Genomic DNA, 17,851 nt, shown 5'->3' with positions numbered 1-17,851 from the left:
CCAGTGAAGAAACGAAGGCGATCACAGGCCCCACTTACCTGGCCTGGGCCTGCACAACGAGGCGCGCCGCCACCGCGTCACCGACAGCAGCCGTAGACTGAGGCAATTGCCCAGAACGAGCAATATCACCCGTCACCAGACCCTCTTCAAGCACCGCACTCACCGCTGCCTCAACCGCACGGGCTTCGTCTTCCAGGCCGAGTGAATGGCGCAACAAGAGCGCAACACTCAAAATCATGGCCAGCGGATTCGCCTTGCCCTGACCAGCAATATCTGGGGCCGAACCATGGATCGGTTCATAGAGACCCTTATTGCCCTCGCCAAGTGAGGCCGACGGCAGCATCCCCATCGAGCCGGCCAGCATGCTCGCCTCGTCGGTCAGGATATCACCAAACATATTCTCGGTGACAATCACATCAAAATCTGACGGACGGCGCATCAGGTGCATGGCACAGGCATCCACCAGCATCCAATCAAACTGAAGATCGGCAAACTCCGTCTGCATCAATTGGGTCGTCACACTCCGCCAAAGCCGGCTCGTTTCGAGGACATTGGCTTTATCCACCAGCGTCAGGTGGCCGCGACGCTTGCGCGCCAGTTCAGCCGCAACCCGCACCACACGCACAATCTCGGCTTCGCTATAGATACAGAGATCGCTTGCCCACTCGCCAGCGGCATCGCGCTCACGGCGTTTCTCACCAAAATAGATCCCGCCGGTCAACTCGCGCACCACCAGCAGATCAACCCCCTCCAGGCGTTCGCGACGCAACGGCGACGCATCCATCAGCAACGGATGCACAGTCACTGGACGCAGATTTGCAAAGAGACCCAGCGCTTTGCGAATGCCCAGCAGGCCCTGTTCAGGGCGCACCTTCGCGGTCGGATCGTCCCACTTTGGGCCTCCCACCGCCCCGAGCAACACTGCATCAGCCGCAACACACGTCTCGACCGTCGCAGGTGGCAGGGCAACGCCAGTCTCATCAATGGCAATGCCGCCAATCAGCGCCTCGTGCAACGCAAACGTATGCCCAAAGCCCTGACCAACTGCCTGCAGCACCTTCACCCCCTCGGCCACGACCTCAGGCCCAATCCCATCCCCCGCCAGAACCGCAATTGTTGCCTTCACAGAAACCTCTCGCTCTGATTTGTGAGAAACCTGCGTTTCCCACACCCTCATCCTGGTAATACCACCGTTACAGGTAGATTGTATCCTAAGAGCAAGGTTTCCTGTGCAGCGCGGATCTTCCCAGAGGGCCGGGGAAACAATCTACATACCCGATGCGCAGAGCAAGGCGAAAGCAACAGGATACAACGCTAGCACGATATATGATTAGGTACGAGAGGCCGTCACCACAGGGGAAGTTCTATGAGTACACGTAGGGTCGAGTCATTTCTGCTACGCATCGTCGTCCCATCTGACGAAGCCCAGTTACCCGAACGATGGCGTGGGCGCATTCAGCACGTTGCCAGTGGCGAAGAACAGCAGATCAACGAAATAGCCCAGGCGATTACCTTTATGAGTGAACACCTCTGCCCCATGCGCGAATTTCTGCTGGAGATCGAGCATCCACCGCAGAACCATCATACACCATAATAGTTATGTCAATGTAACACCAGGCCACCATTATGCGCCACTGCGGATCATTTCATAGAACTCAACCGTTTCAGGAAGTGGTTCAACCCCGAGTTCATCAGCCAGAACAGCTACACAGCGTGCATAGAGGCGCAACGCCGTTGTCCGTTCACCGAGACCACTGTAGGCACGCATCAGTAACTGATACGCTTCTTCCTGGGCTTTATCATACTCAAGCACCCGCCACGCCAGACCGATGGCCTCATGCGCCAGCCCATCGGCAATCAATAGTTTGCCGAGGTGAAGCGAAGCTTCGGTAAAGAGTAAACCCAAGCGCTCGCGCTCGACAACAGACCAGTCCTCGTAGAGACAATCAGGCAAGAAGGTGCCCCCATAGAGCGAAAGAGCTGTCCGGAAGGCATGCATAGCCTCTTCGGGTTGCTGACGATAGAGGGCACGCCGGCCTTCTTCGACTGCTGCCGTAAATTCAGCTGCATCGTAGGTGTGGTCACTGTCACTATTGAAGCCATAGGTGTCGCCCTGTTGCAGGATATAGTAGGTGGGCGCCCCATCCGGTCGTTGTGGTTCAATTGCTTTGATCAAGCGACTAAAAGTGACCCGCAGATTATTCGCCGCCGACTCTACTTCCAACCCGGGCCAGAGCATATCCATAATGCGTTCGCGGGGCAACATCCGCCCACGCTCCACCAGCAAAAGCTGGAGCAACTGGCGGGCCTTGATGCTTCGCCAATCACGATCACGGATCTCTACCTCACCCCGCCAGACGCCAAACGCCCCCATCGTCCGAATATGCAAGCGATACGCGGGACGATAGACAAGGCGTTCGAGGGCGAGTTCGGCTGCACGGCGCACGAGGGGTTGACGGTCGCGGGCCATCGAACGCAACGCGGCATAAGCCGTAGCGGCACCAAGATCGCCGAGCAACCCGGCAATCCGGGCACGCATCGCCGGTGGCTGCTGCCGATCCAGGATACTCAGCAGCAACGCCGGAGCTTCGTCGTGCAACTGGTTCGCAAGCACCGCACGCACCGCATTGGGGGCAAGATCAAGGCGAATCGCGCCAATGACGGCTTCAACCACAACATGGTTGGGCAACGCCGGCAAAAAGCGGAAGTCGTGCAACTCACACAACTCCCACCCACTCTGGAGCGCATTCAGGCGTACAGCCTCCACCCCACGACGGGCGGCAAGCGACGAGCGATAGATCTGGGCTGCCGCCAGAAAGAGCCCGTCCCCACGCCGGATCATCTCGGAAGTCAGGTCATTGGCAAGCAAAGCCGCACGTTCCAGTTCGCCACCTTCGCCAAGCGTCACCAACAGGTAGAGTTGCAACCAGAGATCGTGGGTACCAAAGGACGAGAGAGCGAGTGGGCCTGCATTCGGCAAATTGCCGGTACGCATGGCAGCGACACTCTCAACCTGATGCTCGCCAACAACCCGAGCAAGGCGCACCAGATCCAGCGCTGCGGCGGCGGCGCTACTCTCCTGACCAGTCTGCAAACAGGTATAGGTGTCAATCACCTGCGTACGCGCAAGCAACGACGCCGTGCCGCTCGTATGCGCAGCACTCCGGGCACGCGCCGTGTACGTTGCCGCTTCATCGAGACGCCCCTGCTCAACCAGCAACAACGCCAGATACGCCCCACTCACCCCGATCACACTCTCTTGGGCATAGGCACTGAGGCGACGATGGGCATCAAGGGCCATATTAACGGCCTCGCTGATGCGGCCCTGCTGATAGAGCGCCAGCGCTTTCAGCAAGAGCAGACTCTGGTGGAGGCGATCGTCACGATCAAACTGAGGCATTTCAAGCGCCTGCGTAATCGCCACAATCGCCGCATGAGGATAGCCCTGCTGCGTATGGATCGAGGCGACAATCATCGCCAGCAGCCACTGCCAGAAGACACTCCGCGGATGATGCGACGCATGTTCAGCCACCCGCAACGCCGCCGCATAGCGCCCCCGACTATAGAGCAATGCTGCCGTCGAAGCCAGCGCCGCCCCTCGTGCCCAGGCATCACGCACATGATTCGCTGCGTGTACCGCACGAATGCAGACCCCGGCAAAGTCACCGGGGCGATCTTCCCAGAAGATCAGCGAAGCCATGTCACTCAGAGCCCGCAACTCACGCTGATAATTGCCCTCTTGCCGATAGAGTTCAGCAGCCTGGCTGATCGCCTGCAGGGCCTGGTCACGCGCACTCGACGCCATACTCCAGCCCCACATGTGCAACAATTCTGGATCGCTTTCACGTTGCGCAGCAGGTAAACGCTCAAGCCAGGCGCGAATACTATCACGGCGCGGCGTATCAATTAGCGGCCACGCCCGCCGACGCAAGGCACCCACCAGCGCCTCATCATTGCCAGCCACCGCATAATGGCTCATCGCGGCTTCAAGCATGCCCAGGCGCTCAAAGGCTTCTCCATACCGTTGATGCAGTGCCGCAAGAGTCTCGGGAGCAAAAAGTTGCTCGGCACGCTCGCGCAGCAGCATGCGCCACAAGGGATGGAACCGATAGGTATGCGTCGGCATCGCATGTGGCTCTACCTCAGCCAGCGGCAAGCCCATCTGCACACTTCGCTCAAGCAGATCCTGAGCATCAGTACGCTCTAATACGTCATCCAGCAGATGCACATCAAACTGTTCTGTCAACGCGGCGCGCGCAAGAAAATCGATCACCTCCGCCGACAGACTCCCAAGCACCTCAGACGCCAGGTAATCAAAGAGGCTGCGCTGATTGCTGTCAAGGTTGGTGAGATAGATCAGGCGTTGGGCTGGAGCCTGGCGTACCAGGGTACGCACAGCCATCTGGACACTCAACACCCAGCCTGCAGTCCGTTCAAGCAAGAGATCAAGTTCTTCATCGCTCAACGTCACCCCGACCCGCACCGCCAGTTCCGCCGTCTCGTCCCTGGTCAACAACAGATCACTCTGTTCAACCTCAACCAGCGCCCCTTCGGCACGCATCCGTAACAACGGGGGAATTTCAATCCGACGGCGCGAGGCAATCACCACATGCAGTGACGGAGGAGCCGCTCGAAGCAGATAGGCAAGCAGGGCATTCGTAATCGGGCCAGACGCAATCTGATGATAATCATCGATCACCAGAAAGCTCGGCATCGTCAGGTGATTCTGGAGATCACTCAACAACGCCCCGGCCACCAACGGCCAGTCGCGTTCCAGATCAGCCGCCGAGTGCAGAATACGCCACGACTCTTCACCAACATTGGGCAAGAGTCGTTGAAACGCCCGCACAAGATAGGCCAGCAACATCGCAGGGGCCTGATCATCGGTCTCAAGCCCCAGCCATGCTACCGCAGCCCCGGTTCGCCTGAGATCAGCAATCCACTGGGCCAGGAGCGTCGTTTTGCCATAGCCCGCCGGGGCCACCACCAGCGTCACCGGGCGCAAGCGCACCTCGGCAAGCAGCGCCTGAAGATCAGGCCGTAACAACGCGTGACTCCGTGGGGTAGGGGCGGTCAATTTCAGCGGGAGCAAAGCCATTCCAGCTGCAGCAGCTTGTTGAATATAGGCTACCTGGATCATATCTGTGTCACCCCACGCATCAGCACAACACCACCACTATCCAAAGCCCGAGCAGTTTATCCCACCAGCACCCTAACCCACAAATGCATCACGGAAACGCTCAAACCGTCCGGTATCATAGAGCACAAAAATACTACTCCCCCCGGTTGGCCGGTAATCAGGGGTCCAGATCATCAAGCCACGGTCAAAGAATTGGATCACCCCCAACTGACTACCTTTTAACTCCAACTCAGGGGTCGTTGGTATACCAAGTTGCTCGCGCACACCGCTCTTATGGAAATAGACCCGCCCAAAGCCGCGCACCGGCTGATTCGGGTCAGTCCCAGGGGTTGGTTCTGGCCCAAGATCAGCAACTTCCTGTGCCGACAACTGGGTATAGTTGCCCCCATTGCTACCATAAAAGACAAAAATATGGTCCCGCTTTATATCACGATTCGTGAGATCCCAGTAATACATGGTACCAGACTCAAAGAATTGTTGGGCAGCAATCCCGGCACTTTCAGGGGCAACTGGACAACCAAGCCCGGTGCGCACCCCTACATTCTCGGCATACAGTTTACCAAAACCCCTCACTGGCAAACCATTCGGGCAATCCGCCAGCGGTGTTGGCTCAACCTCAGTCGGCGTTGCGGGAACGTCGGTTGGTGTTGCTGGCACCTCAGTTGGAACCGGCGTGATCGTCGGCAGCGGCGTTGGGAGTGGCACCTCAGTCGGTGCCGGGGCAGGCGTTGGCTCGGGCGCACCGGTAGCCACAGGCACGCCTGTTGGCTCAGGCATACCCGTGGGCGCAGGCACGCCTGTTGGCTCAGGGGCCTCGGGCGATGGTTCGGCGGTTGAGGCAGGTTCCGTCACCGTTGCGAAGACTTCTGCTGTCGCCGCAGGAAGGGACGTTGCTTCACCAACAACTGGTGGCAGCGGGGGAGGAGTTCCCTGATCGGTCTGGGCAAAGACCGCCCAGAAGGCAAAGAGCCCCCCTCCGGCGAGCAAGGTCAGCATCACGACCAGGAATACCAGCAGCATCGCAGCCAACGAACCACGCGCCGGTGCCCCTGGCGGGCGCGCAACCCGCCGCTGCGCCGAGGGCCGCGTCAAGGCAATGCCCTGAGCATCGTCGCCTGTCCCCGATCCAGGCCGCGCATCCTGGTTCGGTGCCCGCTGTACGCCTGGGGCAACGAGCGTAGCCGCTTCACGGTCAGACGAGGCCAGCGGGGGCAGCCATCCAACTGGCGAGCCTACTCCGTCTCGTGGTGAAGCGCCACCGAACGTCGGTTGGTCAGACGCCAGCAAAGGCACAGCCAGAGCTTGTTTCAGGGCGGCAAAGAGCAATTTAACCGAAGCAAAGCGTTGCGCCGGGTCAGTTGCGGTTGCCTGGGCAACCACAGCATCAACCGCAGGCGACAACGCAGGATTCAAGCGCGAAGGGGCAGGCACCTGACCATAGAGATGGCCCATCAACACATCCTGAGTCGTCCCTTCAAAAGCCCGACGTCCCGTCAAGGCCCGAAAGATCACGATCCCAAGGGCATAGACATCAACCCGCACGTCAACAGCACGCCCAGCGATCTGCTCGGGGGCCATATAATCGGGCGTACCAAGCAACGTCCCGGTGGTTGTCAGACCAGGGGAGTCAAGTTGTCGTGCAATGCCAAAGTCAGTCAAGACCGCTCGCTGGCCTTCGGGTGTCGTACTAAGAAAAATATTGCCTGGTTTGATATCCCGATGGATCACACCACGCCGATGGGCATAGTCGAGGGCATCAACAAGCGGTTCCAGCAGTTGAACCAGCGTAGGCAGATCGACCGTACCAACTTCTTGCAGATACTCTTGCAGCGTACGCCCGGTCAACAACTGCATCGCAATATAGGTCAGCCCATTATGCTCACCGACATCGTACACCGCCACAATGCCAGGATGTTCCAGGCTCGCGGCGGTAACCGCCTCACGCGTAAAACGGGCCACCAGAGCCTGATCGTCGCCATACTGTGGATAGAGTAGCTTCAGCGCAACATCACGCTGCAACAGAGTATCGGTTGCACGATAGACCGCCGCCATACCCCCGCGGCCAAGCAACGCTTTTGTCTCATAGCGCCCAATGCGCTGATAAAGCAGTGATCCTACCATCACTGTACCTACCACTTGCCGGGCTATCGCCCTGCAACTCTGTGTTTGTGTTGAGGGCCTGCGGCCTCATACGAGTGAAGATTTTTGGGGCCTGCGGCCCCCAAACCCATCCCCACATACGTGGGGATAGAGGCGTACTCTATGTTACAATGAGAATTGTAACATAGAGCTTTCTATCCTATAATGAACGGTCTGATACATAAAGATTCGACAGACCTTTTCATCAGACAATCCTCATTGACAAGGTTCCCTCTATCCACGTATAGTGCGTAAGAGGGGCTATATGTGCCCTGACTATGGCTCAGGAGGTTTTGGTGTCGGTTGATTTTCCTTCATCCTCGCGTTCAACAACTGGTGATGGCCAGGATCAGTTGTATCGTATGACCGCCATTCCTGAGGGGGCCGACTGGTCGGCTGACCCTCAGGTGACAGCGCCGGAAACCAGAACCCGGCCAAAAGCCCGACCACCCCGTCGCCGTGGCCGAATGCTCATCGTAGCCCTGGTAGGCGTCTTGTTGCTTACCATTATTGGGACGAGCACCGGGCTTTATTTCTTGAATCAGAGCTACGACGGGCGCATCTATCCGAATGTCAGCATTCGTGGGGTGCAGGTCGGTGAATTGACTGTCGCAGAGGCTGAAGAGGTGATCCAAGCACGGTTTGCCTCGTTCCTGGCCCAGCCTGTGGTGCTTACCTATGGCGATCAGGCGTGGATGCCTACGATGGCCGAACTAGGTGTTCGCCTCGAGACAGAACGAGCCGTTACTGAGGCGATGGCACTTGGCCGCGATCAAGGGCTTTTTACCAACGTACGCTCTATCCTGGCGATCTATGATCAAGGTATGGAACTGCCGCTCCACGTGACGGTGAATCAGTCCAGGATGCAGGAATACCTGCTTGCTCGCGTCGCCGAGGTTGAGCAACCTGCCATTGATGCAACCCTGACCCTTAATGGAACGACCCTCGCGACCGAACCTTCAGCGACCGGTCAACAGGTACTGGTAGGAGATACGCTGCAAGAGATTACCGCAGCAATCCAGGCCCTTGATCCCCAGATGATCGCCCTGCGTACACGCACGCTCCAGCCAAGTTTGAGTGACGTAGCGGTGCAAGAGGCTCAGGCAACTATTGATGCATTGCTCGCTGCACCTTTGACCTTGACGGTTGAAGGATGGTCAACACCATTTGTCTGGTCACGCGAAGATATTGCGCGCCTGATTCGCATTGAACGGGTGAATGGGGCTGAAGGTGACACGCTCGTCGTTTCCCTCGATCAGGATCTCATCAAGGCGTCACTCGAGCAGATTGGCGCGACGACCGAAAAGCTTGGCCGCTATCCGCGGGTAGCCTGGAATGGTGGCGCTCTGCGCATTACCCGCGAAGGGACGAGTGGACAGCGCCTTGATACGGTGGTAGCGCAAGAAATGGTCACGAGTGCCTTGTTCAAGGCCGATGAGCAGCGCAATCTGAACCTGCCGATGCGCGAAACAGCCGCGCCAGTGACCGGTGCTAATCTTGGACAACTGGGCATTCGTGAGTTGCTGTCAGTTGGACGCAGTGATTTCAGTGGCTCGGCGGCCTACCGCATTACCAATATCCAGGCCGGGATGCGTCTGCTCGATGGGGTTCTGGTCGCCCCTGATGAAGAGTTCTCGTTCAATAAGACGATCGGGCGTATTGATGCCTCGAATGGTTTTGTTGAAGGCTATGCGATTGTCCGCAATCGTACGCAACTTGAATGGGGCGGCGGTATCTGCCAGGACTCGACCACGATGTTCCGGGCCGCCTTCTGGGCCGGCTTGCCCATTACCGAGCGCTGGGGCCATTCGTTCTATATTAGCTGGTATGACAAATACGGCTTCGGTGAGTATGGCAATGGACCAGGGATGGATGCCGCGATCTTCACCGGTGCCCTCGATTTCAAGTTCATTAACGATACAGGGAACTGGATCTTGATCCAGACCAATGTTGATACGAGCCGCTCGCTGGCCGAGGTGCGTATTTACGGCACCGATGACGGTCGCACGGTGCGTATGGCTGGCCCCGAAATTACGGATCGCCTGCCAGCCCCAACCGAGCCTGTCTATGTTGCGGTACCTGAACAACCACGGGGCCGCATGCGCCAGAGCGATACCGCACGCGGTGGCATGACGATTAACTTTACCCGCATTATCGAGCGCGATGGCGAGACCCTTGAGCGCCGTACGTTTGAAACGAAGTTCCGGCCCTGGCCTAATATTTTTGAAGCCAATCCTGCCGATCTTGGCCCGGATGGTCGTCCGCTCCCACGCGAGACGCCAACGCCTGAGCCCGAGGAGGTTCCCCCACCGCCGCCGGGCGAAGAGGTTCCCCCACCACTAGAACCGGCACCGGAACCGGCACCAGAACCTCCGCCAGCGCCAGAACCTCCGCCAGCACCAGAACCAACTCCCCTGCCCGAAGGATAGAAGGACAAAAAGAAAGGCTGCCGAGATGATCGTCTCGGCAGCCTTTCTTTTTGTCCTTCGGCTTGCTGTCTTACTCTTCACACAACTTCAACACCAGACGATAGACATCGGTTTCGCTGATAATGCCAACAAGCACATCGCCCTCAACCACTGGTAAACCACTCAGGTGTCGCTGAAGCAGGATTGACACCGCTTCTTTCATCGAGGCATCAGCAAGAACACTGACTGGTTGCTTTGTCATCACTTCCTCCACCACTGTGCCGGCCAGAGCAAAGCGTGCCTCGTGCCAACCTTTCTCGCTGCGTTGAAATGAGACAGCACCTTCGATATCGCTCCGCGTGATCATGCCAACAAGACGACCATCGGACTCAACCACCGGCAAGCGGTGAACGTTATGATCGCGCATGCGTTCGTACGCCTCGACAGCTGAGGTATCTGGCGCAACAACGATCGGTTGCTTTGTCATCCAATCGCGCACATATGACTTGTGGGCTTCCACTGACCACTCCTTTCAGTCTGTTGACACCATCATAAGTGTAGCACAAGGTGCGCTAGCTTCAGGCTTACACCGTCGTAAACTTATTTTTTCGGGTGAAGGTCGAAGTTGGGACGTCCACCGGGTCGCATCTGGAAGCTGCCCCGGCCTCGCCTGGTAACAGGTCGGGCGCTACGTACAGGTTTCCGGCTCTCACGCTGATTATCCTGTTGCAACGATCGATCCTGCTGCTGTGCTGGAACCTCGGGTGTATCTTGCCGGGATTGTTGAGGCGCGTGTTGTTCACCTGACGAGACGGTTGCTCGTTCAAGGTTCTCCGTACGCTCACTATATGCCTGCTTCCGCTCGTTACCACGCAACTCGGGACGAGGCTCGTTTGGCGCGGAGGCACCGCGCTCGTTCCGTCCCGGGCCACCGTAGCTCCGCTCACTCCGCTCGTATCCACGGCCACCACGCTCATCACGCCCGGCACCGTAACTGCGTCCGCCGCGCTCCTCGCCGCGTCCGCCGCGCTCGTCACGTCCCGGGCCACCATAACTGCGCTCGCTCCGCTCGTACCCACGGCCACCACGCTCATCACGCCCGGCACCGTAGCCGCGCTCGTCACCGCGTCCGCCGCGCTCGTCACGTCCCGGGCCACCGTAACTGCGTCCGCCGCGCTCGTCACCGCGTCCGCCGCGCTCGTCACGCCCCGGGCCAGCACCATAACTGCGTCCGCCACGCTCATCACGCCCCGGGCCACCGTAACTGCGTCCGCCGCGCTCCTCGCCGCGTCCGCCGCGCTCATCACGCCCCGGGCCAGCACCATAACTGCGTCCGCCGGGTTCGTCACGTCCCGGGCCACCGTAACTCCGTCCGCCACGCTCCTCGCCGCGTCCGCCGCGCTCATCACGCCCCGGGCCAGCACCATAACTGCGTCCGCCGGGTTCGTCACGTCCCGGGCCACCGTAACTCCGTCCGCCACGCTCCTCGCCGCGTCCGCCACGCTCCTCGCCGCGTCCGCCACGCTCGTCACGTCCGGGGCCACCGTAGCTCCGCTCGCTGCGCTCGTACCCACGACCGCCGCGCTCGTCACGCCCGGGGGCGTTGCTCCGCTCATCGCCGCGTCCGGGGCCACCATAGCTCCGCTCACTCCGCTCGTACCCACGACCGCCGCGCTCGTCACGCCCGGGGGCGTTGCTCCGCTCATCGCCGCGTCCGGGGCCACCGTAGCTGCGCTCACTCCGCTCGTACCCACGACCGCCACGCTCGTCACGCCCGGGGGCGTTGCTCCGCTCATCGCCGCGTCCGGGGCCACCGTAGCTGCGCTCACTCCGCTCGTACCCACGACCGCCACGCTCGTCACGCCCGGCACCATAGCCACGCTCATCGCCGCGTCCGCCGCGCTCATCGCCGCGTCCAGGGCCACCGTAGCTCCGCTCACTGCGCTCGTACCCACGGCCACCACGCTCATCACGCCCGGCACCATAGCCACGCTCATCGCCACGGCCGCCGCGCTCATCACGCCCAGGGCCACCGTAGCTCCGCTCGCTCCGCTCGTACCCACGGCCGCCGCGCTCATCGTCACGTCCGGGGCCACCATAGCTGCGGGCATCGCGCTGATCGCGACGAGCATGAGGCGAAGTCCGATCATCGTCATGCCGTTTGGCGGCACGATCTTCACGATCGCCAGAAACTTTCTTCACGCCAACCACACCCGCCGCACCCGCCGCAACCCCCGCAGCCGCACGACGCGATGAACCGGTCTCATCAGAATGCTCGGCCTCACGGTGCATCGAACGATCTTCCGCACGCGCCTCATCAGCAAATGATGTCGGCGGCACATGGGTGCGCAACTCGGCAATTTCTTCATCGGTAAGGGTACGATACTCACGGATGGGCAAAGTACCAAGAGTGAGTTTACCTTCGCGCACACGGATCAGGCGTCGCACCTCGTAGCCCAGCGTTTTTGCTGTTTCACGGATCTGACGTTTACGGCCTTCACGAAGCACTACAGAATACCAGACACCTTCCTCGGTTGTTTCGGCGAGAGCGACCTTGGCCGGAGCGGTCATTTCGCCCTGAAGCAACAACCCATTCCGCCAATCGCGGAGGGCAACGGTCTCGAGGGGACGATCAAGCAGAACGCGATATTCTTTCTCAACCTCAAAGCGGGGATGCGTCAAATGATGGGTTAGTTCACCATCATCAGTCAATAATAACAGCCCCTCACTATCAACATCAAGGCGGCCAACTGGAAAGATCCGTGCAGGCACTTGCACCAGATCGATTACCGTCGGGCGACCGTGGGGGTCTTCCACGGTTGAAACCACCCCGACCGGTTTATGTAACAACACATACGTACGACGACCGGGCTGCCGTACCGGCTCGCCATCAAGCATAATCACATCCTGTTCTGGATCAACCCTCAAACCTGGCTCTTGCACTACACGACCATTAACGGTCACCCGTCCGGCAGCAATCAACCCTTCGCTATCGCGACGCGAAGCAATGCCAGCACCCGCCAGCACTTTTTGCAGACGTTCTGCACCCAAAACACACCTTCTTCCGACCTTTTCAGGTCACGTCAAGAACGTGCTGGCCATCGCCGCGGCCTCACGCCGGGGCGCTCAGGCGAGCACACAGAGACATTGCTCTTTCTGGTTCGTTCGCAATGTACAATGTAGTATAGCATACTCATCCTGTTCCAGAAGAAGCGACCAATCCTCTGGTAGAGGAGGAAAAGTCAACCTGTATGAGCAACGACGCAATACCACTGACACTGAACTCCTTTCTCTCGACCTGGCTCTCCCAACAGCTTGCCAGAGGCCGGGTTCAGCAAGGTATGGTCGTTTCCACACAAGCCACCACCCTCTATGCCGATGTGAGCGGGTTTACGCAACTCACCAGTGCCTTTGCCGATCAACCCGACGGGGCAAGCCAACTGCATGACACGTTGAACCAGTATTACGCGACCTTGATTGACACCATCGGGGCTTATGGTGGGGATGTGACCTCAATTGCAGGTGACGCGCTGACCGCCTGGTGGCCTGAGATAAGTGATCGCGAACTCGGATGTACCTGTGGAAAAGCCTTACTCGACACGATCACGCAGCTTCCCGCGATCATAACGCCACATGGTTCGATCAAGCTACACCTGCGCATCGGCGTAAGCACGGGCTTGATCAACGGCCTCGTGGTAGGAACACCTGAATATGGCTGTCATTTCCTGCTGGCGGGGCCAGGACTCCGCGCTGCAATTGAAGCCAGGCAGACCTGTCCACCCAAGCAACTCCGGTACGCCCTTGCCCCGGAAGAAGCCGGTGAAGCCGAGCTTTCGCCCGAGTCAACAACACCCAGCATCGCATGGCACCACTTTCTGCCACGGCCAATCGCGCAACAGTTGGCTAGGAATCAACTCGTTGCAGGCTATCGCCGTTGCCTTCCGGTGTTTGCGGCCTTTGAAGTTCCCCCAAAGCTCGGCAACCTCCATCTGGTTGTGCGCGACGTTCAGGTCGTCGTTGCACGATGGGGTGGGGAACTCAACGAAATTGAGCTTGGGGATAAAGGGCCAATTTTTGTGCTCCTGTTTGGACGCAACGGTCTCCCCGAGCAAGGATCGTGCCAGGCGGTAGGATGCTGCCTTGAGTTGCGCCAACGCGGTCTGATTACATGCGCAGGCATCACGCTTGGGCAACTCTTTGTTGGGGCGGTGGGGAATACACGGCGGCGTGTCTATACGGCGCAGGGTGAAGAGATGAACCTGGCAGCCCATTTGATGCAACAGGCTCGCTCTGGTGACATTTTCGTTTCAGGACGGGTCCGTAGCGATATGATGGGTTGTTATCCGACCAGTGAGCCAGAGATGATCAGGACAAAAGGTCATCGTCAAGGCATTCCTGTGAATCGCGTTCTTGCATATGTGTTACCCTAAAAGTGAGAAGATTCTTGGGATGAGAAGATGAAAACATTACGTGAATTACTCGCCCATGTTGCGGTCGTCCAGATCATTGGCTCACTGGATCTCCCCATCGCTGGGTTGGCCTATGACTCGCGTCAGGTGGTGCCAGGAGGCCTCTTTGTCGCCATCGCAGGCCACCATGTTGATGGGCATGCCTACATTTTACAGGCACTTGCCCGTGGGGCGCGGGCTATCGTCGTTGATGCACGTCATCAGAGTGAGCATGCCTTGGAGGGTGCCACTCTGATCAAAGTGATTGATAGTCGGGTGGCCCTGGCACCCCTGGCAGCGGCTTTTTACGACTATCCCGCAACCCGGTTGCGCACGATCGGAGTGACGGGAACCAAAGGCAAGAGCACCACCACCGATCTCGTAAGTCAGCTACTTGATGCGTGTGGCAAGACGACCGGGCTCATCAGTACGGTTGATTTCAAAATAGGGAACCGCCGCTGGGCAAATACTACCCGTCAGAGCACGCCCGAGGCCCCTGATGTCCAGGCATTATTGACCGAGATGGTAGCGAACGGGTGTGATACAGCGGTCATCGAGGCAACGTCTCACGCCTTGTCAGCCAGTTGGAACCGCCTGAGCGGATGCTATTTTGATGTGGCTGTCTTTCTTAATCTCAGCCACGAGCACCTCGATTATCATGGCACGTTTGAGCAGTATCGCGCCGACAAAGCCCGCCTTTTTGCCATGCTCGATGAACCAGAGGTTGGAGAGACCCGATCCACGAGCCTGTCCTGGGCCATTGTCAATGCTGATGATCCACAGCACCAGTTTTTCCTTGAGGAGGCTCCGGCGAAGGCACACCAACTCACCTACGGCATCCTCAAACCGGCTGAGGTCAAAGGCACCATTGTGCGCAGTGGGCCGACCGGCTCGCTCGTACACGTGTGTACCCCGTGGGGTGAAGGCGAATTGAGTTTGCGGTTACCGGGCACCTTCAACATCAGTAACGCGCTAGCCGCCCTCAGTGTCACGCTCAGTCAGGAGGTGCCCCTGGAACAAGCGCTGGCCGCCCTCAGCACCACCCATGCCCCGCGTGGGCGCATGGAACCAGTTGAATTAGGCCAACCATTTGAAATCATTGTTGATTATGCGCACAGCCCAGGTTCGTTCGAGCAGGTGATGGGCATGCTCCGCCCCCTCGTGACGGGGCGGATGATTGCGGTCTTTGGCAGCGCTGGCGAACGTGATATCGCCAAACGTAGCCTCCAGGGCGCGATTGCCGGGCGTTACTGTGACCTGCTGATCCTCACCGATGAAGATCCACGTGGCGAAGACCGCGAAGCAATCATCGAAGAGATTGCCGCAGGGGCCCGTCAGGCGGGTCTGCGCCCCAATGAAGGGTATCTGAGCATCCCCGATCGTGCGCAGGCGCTGCGTACCGCGCTGGCCCGAGCATGCCCAGGCGACCTGGTTTTGCTGCTTGGCAAAGGACACGAAGGTAACATTATCTACGCCGATCATGCCATCCCGTGGCATGAAGCAGCCGAGGCACAGCAAGCGCTACGCGAACTTGGGTATGGACTTACTGAAGCATGAGAGGGAGAAACGCGTTGATCGAATACCGTTTGCTGGGCCGCACCGGGGTGCGCGTAGCGCCAATCTGTATTGGAACGATGAATTTTGGCAATCCAACCCCAGAGGATGAAGCAGTACGCATGCTTGATTGGGCGTTTGATGCCGGACTCAATTTCTTTGATACGGCGAACAGCTACAACGCCGGCGAAAGTGAAGCGATTATCGGTCGCGCCCTGGCCGCCAGCGGACGGCGCCACGAGGTTATCCTGGCAACCAAAGCCCACTATCCCACCGGGCCAGGCCCAAACGAGCGCGGCAATTCCCGCTTGCACCTGCTACGAGCCTGCGAGGATTCGTTGCGGCGCTTGAAGACCGACTATATCGATCTCTATCAGATCCATCGGCCTGATCCCACCGTGCCGGTCGAAGAGACCCTAGGCGTCCTGACCGATCTGGTGCGCCAGGGCAAAGTACGCTACATTGGCTGCTCGACGCATCCCGCCTGGCGCGTGATGGAAGCACTGATGATCAGCGAGATGAAGGGGTTGGCGCGTTATGTCTCGGAGCAACCGCCGTACAACCTGCTTGATCGGCGGATCGAAAATGAATTGGTGCCGCTATGCCAGGCGCACAATCTTGCGCTCATGCCCTGGTCACCAATGGCGCAGGGGGTACTGGCCGGGCGCTACCACGATGCCCAAGCCGTACCAACCGACTCACGGGCGGCCTTACGGGGAGGCATCTACGCCGAGCGAGTGACGGCTGCTGGCGTCGAGATAGGCAAGCGTTTTGTCGCCCTGGCCGAAGCACACAGCATTGCCCCGGCCCACCTGGCCTTGCTCTGGGTCAAAGATCAGCCAGGCATCACGGCACCAATCTTCGGCCCGCGCACCCTGGCGCAACTCGAAGCGATGCTCCCAGTGGCGACCATGCAACTCAGCGACGAGCTCCGCGCCGCCTGTGACGAACTGGTACCGCCGGGCACCGCCGTCGTCAACTTTCACAATACGAGTGGCTGGATGCGGATGCGTGTCACCTAAGCTCACGCGAAGGCGCAAAGGGTTACGCTCACATACGCTAAAAACTTTGCGCCTTTGCGTCAAAAAACCAGTCTTATGTGCCAAGCATTGGCTCTAGCTCTACCACTCGCCCGGCGGCGGCACGGGTGAGGCGGTCACGGATCGCCAGGGCAAGCCCAATCGCCCCCAGATCACGGGCAAGGATCAAGGTCGGTTGACGCTGATCAAGGGCACGGAGCGCCGCATAGAGGTGGCGGGCGATCTGGGAAACATCACCTGCTGGCCCAAGTGGTTCACAATCAACCTCAAGATCAGCCAGGGCAGCCGCATCTTCATCAGGCACCAGCAACCCCACCCGATGCCCCAGGGCAAGCTCGGCACACACACGCTCGCGCAACCAGATCTGCATCGCCTCGGGTGAACCACGCACAAACCAGAGCGGCGTCACCGGGGCGTAGTGGCGTTCGAGGAGGCCAGGCGAGGCAAGGCCGGCGCCTGATCCTGCGGGCTGACGTTGACCAACAAGCACCGAACCAAGTCGATCGCGCAGGGCTTCGAGACTGATTCCACCGGGGCGAAGCAGCGTCGGGATCGGCGTCGTCAGATCGAGCACCGTCGACTCAACCCCAATCATCGTTGGCCCACCATCAAGGATCGCGTCAATGCGCCCATCAAGATCAGCAAGCACATGCGCCGCCGTTGTCGGACTCGTATAACCAAAACGATTCGCGCTCGGAGCGGCAATCGGCAGGCCAACCTCCCTCAGTAACGCACGCGCCACTGGATGCGCCGGAATGCGCACCGCCACTGTTGGACGACCAGCGGTCACTGAAAGGGGAATATCAGGGCCACGTGGCACAATCAGCGTCAACGGACCCGGCCAGAAAGCCTCGGCAAGCAGCGTCACCGACACAGGCAGCGCCGTTGTGACCCGGGGAAGCTCAGCGACATCAGCGAGATGCACAATGAGCGGATCCTCGGCGGGACGACCCTTGGCCGCAAAAATACGGGCCACAGCCGCCTCATCAAGCGCCGACCCACCGAGGCCATACACCGTCTCGGTAGGAAAGGCCACCAGCCAACCGGCCCGCAACAGCGCAGCGGCTGTCGCAAGACCATCGGCATCAACCGGCAAGATTCGGGTCAGATTGCGCATGGCAG

General features: G+C 59.2%; 11 protein-coding genes. 5 read left to right on the top strand and 6 right to left on the bottom strand.

Translation table 11 applies throughout. The features are described from left to right. Nucleotides 1-34: 34 nt before the first annotated feature. Complete coding sequence (gene leuB, locus EYB53_RS07820; protein ID WP_135477647.1) at nucleotides 35-1,126, bottom strand: 3-isopropylmalate dehydrogenase; 1,092 nt, start codon at nucleotides 1,124-1,126, stop codon at nucleotides 35-37. 240 nt (nucleotides 1,127-1,366) lie between these two features. Between leuB and EYB53_RS07815 the strand changes: the two genes are divergently transcribed. Then, entirely contained in the window at nucleotides 1,367-1,594 is a 228-nt protein-coding gene (locus EYB53_RS07815) for a hypothetical protein (protein WP_135477646.1), read from the top strand. Nucleotides 1,595-1,624: 30 nt separating this feature from the next. On the opposite strand, the gene EYB53_RS07810 is transcribed toward EYB53_RS07815, so the two are convergent. Together EYB53_RS07810 and EYB53_RS07805 are read right to left on the bottom strand one after the other, a co-directional pair. Continuing rightward, nucleotides 1,625-5,140, bottom strand: coding sequence for an AfsR/SARP family transcriptional regulator (locus EYB53_RS07810; RefSeq protein WP_135477645.1), 3,516 nt, complete (start codon nucleotides 5,138-5,140; stop codon nucleotides 1,625-1,627). Nucleotides 5,141-5,212: 72 nt separating this feature from the next. Continuing rightward, nucleotides 5,213-7,261, bottom strand: coding sequence for a serine/threonine-protein kinase (locus EYB53_RS07805; protein WP_135477644.1), 2,049 nt, complete (start codon nucleotides 7,259-7,261; stop codon nucleotides 5,213-5,215). A gap of 314 nt (nucleotides 7,262-7,575) precedes the next feature. Between EYB53_RS07805 and EYB53_RS07800 the strand changes: the two genes are divergently transcribed. Further along, nucleotides 7,576-9,708, top strand: a complete 2,133-nt coding sequence (locus EYB53_RS07800) for a VanW family protein (protein WP_371879083.1) — start codon at nucleotides 7,576-7,578, stop codon at nucleotides 9,706-9,708. Between the two features lie 70 nt (nucleotides 9,709-9,778). On the opposite strand, the gene EYB53_RS07795 is transcribed toward EYB53_RS07800, so the two are convergent. After that, entirely contained in the window at nucleotides 9,779-10,207 is a 429-nt protein-coding gene (locus EYB53_RS07795) for a CBS domain-containing protein (RefSeq protein WP_371879082.1), read from the bottom strand. A gap of 80 nt (nucleotides 10,208-10,287) precedes the next feature. Continuing rightward, the gene (locus EYB53_RS07790; protein ID WP_135477643.1) at nucleotides 10,288-12,738 is read right to left on the bottom strand and encodes a pseudouridine synthase; all 2,451 of its coding nucleotides are present in this window, start codon (nucleotides 12,736-12,738) and stop codon (nucleotides 10,288-10,290) included. 200 nt (nucleotides 12,739-12,938) lie between these two features. Between EYB53_RS07790 and EYB53_RS07785 the strand changes: the two genes are divergently transcribed. Genes EYB53_RS07785 through EYB53_RS07775 form a run of 3 tightly spaced genes read left to right on the top strand, consistent with a single transcriptional unit; the run spans nucleotide 12,939 to nucleotide 16,711 of the window. Continuing rightward, nucleotides 12,939-14,117, top strand: coding sequence for an adenylate/guanylate cyclase domain-containing protein (locus EYB53_RS07785; RefSeq protein WP_135477642.1), 1,179 nt, complete (start codon nucleotides 12,939-12,941; stop codon nucleotides 14,115-14,117). Between the two features lie 27 nt (nucleotides 14,118-14,144). Continuing rightward, complete coding sequence (locus tag EYB53_RS07780; protein WP_135477641.1) at nucleotides 14,145-15,692, top strand: UDP-N-acetylmuramoyl-L-alanyl-D-glutamate--2,6-diaminopimelate ligase; 1,548 nt, start codon at nucleotides 14,145-14,147, stop codon at nucleotides 15,690-15,692. Between the two features lie 14 nt (nucleotides 15,693-15,706). After that, nucleotides 15,707-16,711 carry an aldo/keto reductase gene (locus EYB53_RS07775; RefSeq protein ID WP_254150956.1) on the top strand — a complete coding sequence of 335 codons (1,005 nt, stop codon included), beginning with the start codon at nucleotides 15,707-15,709 and terminating at the stop codon, nucleotides 16,709-16,711. Nucleotides 16,712-16,784: 73 nt separating this feature from the next. Here the strand turns inward: EYB53_RS07775 and EYB53_RS07770 are convergent, their stop codons facing one another. Then, entirely contained in the window at nucleotides 16,785-17,846 is a 1,062-nt protein-coding gene (locus EYB53_RS07770) for an L-threonylcarbamoyladenylate synthase (RefSeq protein ID WP_135477639.1), read from the bottom strand. Between the last annotated feature and the right edge of the window lie 5 nt (nucleotides 17,847-17,851).

It is taken from the genome of Candidatus Chloroploca mongolica, from assembly GCF_004762035.2.
GTDB lineage: Bacteria > Chloroflexota > Chloroflexia > Chloroflexales > Chloroflexaceae > Chloroploca > Chloroploca mongolica.
The sequence above is the reverse complement of the archived record's forward strand: the minus strand, read 5'-3'. Positions and strand labels throughout refer to the sequence as shown.

Bases quoted from the DNA above. Each gene is read 5' to 3' on its own strand.
- EYB53_RS07780 (WP_135477641.1), top strand. From the start codon at position 14,145: ATGAAAACATTACGTGAATTACTCGCCCATGTTGCGGTCGTCCAGATC.
- EYB53_RS07770 (WP_135477639.1), bottom strand. From the start codon at position 17,846: ATGCGCAATCTGACCCGAATCTTGCCGGTTGATGCCGATGGTCTTGCG.
- EYB53_RS07810 (WP_135477645.1), bottom strand. From the start codon at position 5,140: ATGATCCAGGTAGCCTATATTCAACAAGCTGCTGCAGCTGGAATGGCT.
- EYB53_RS07805 (WP_135477644.1), bottom strand. From the start codon at position 7,261: ATGGTAGGATCACTGCTTTATCAGCGCATTGGGCGCTATGAGACAAAA.
- EYB53_RS07785 (WP_135477642.1), top strand. From the start codon at position 12,939: ATGAGCAACGACGCAATACCACTGACACTGAACTCCTTTCTCTCGACC.
- EYB53_RS07815 (WP_135477646.1), top strand. From the start codon at position 1,367: ATGAGTACACGTAGGGTCGAGTCATTTCTGCTACGCATCGTCGTCCCA.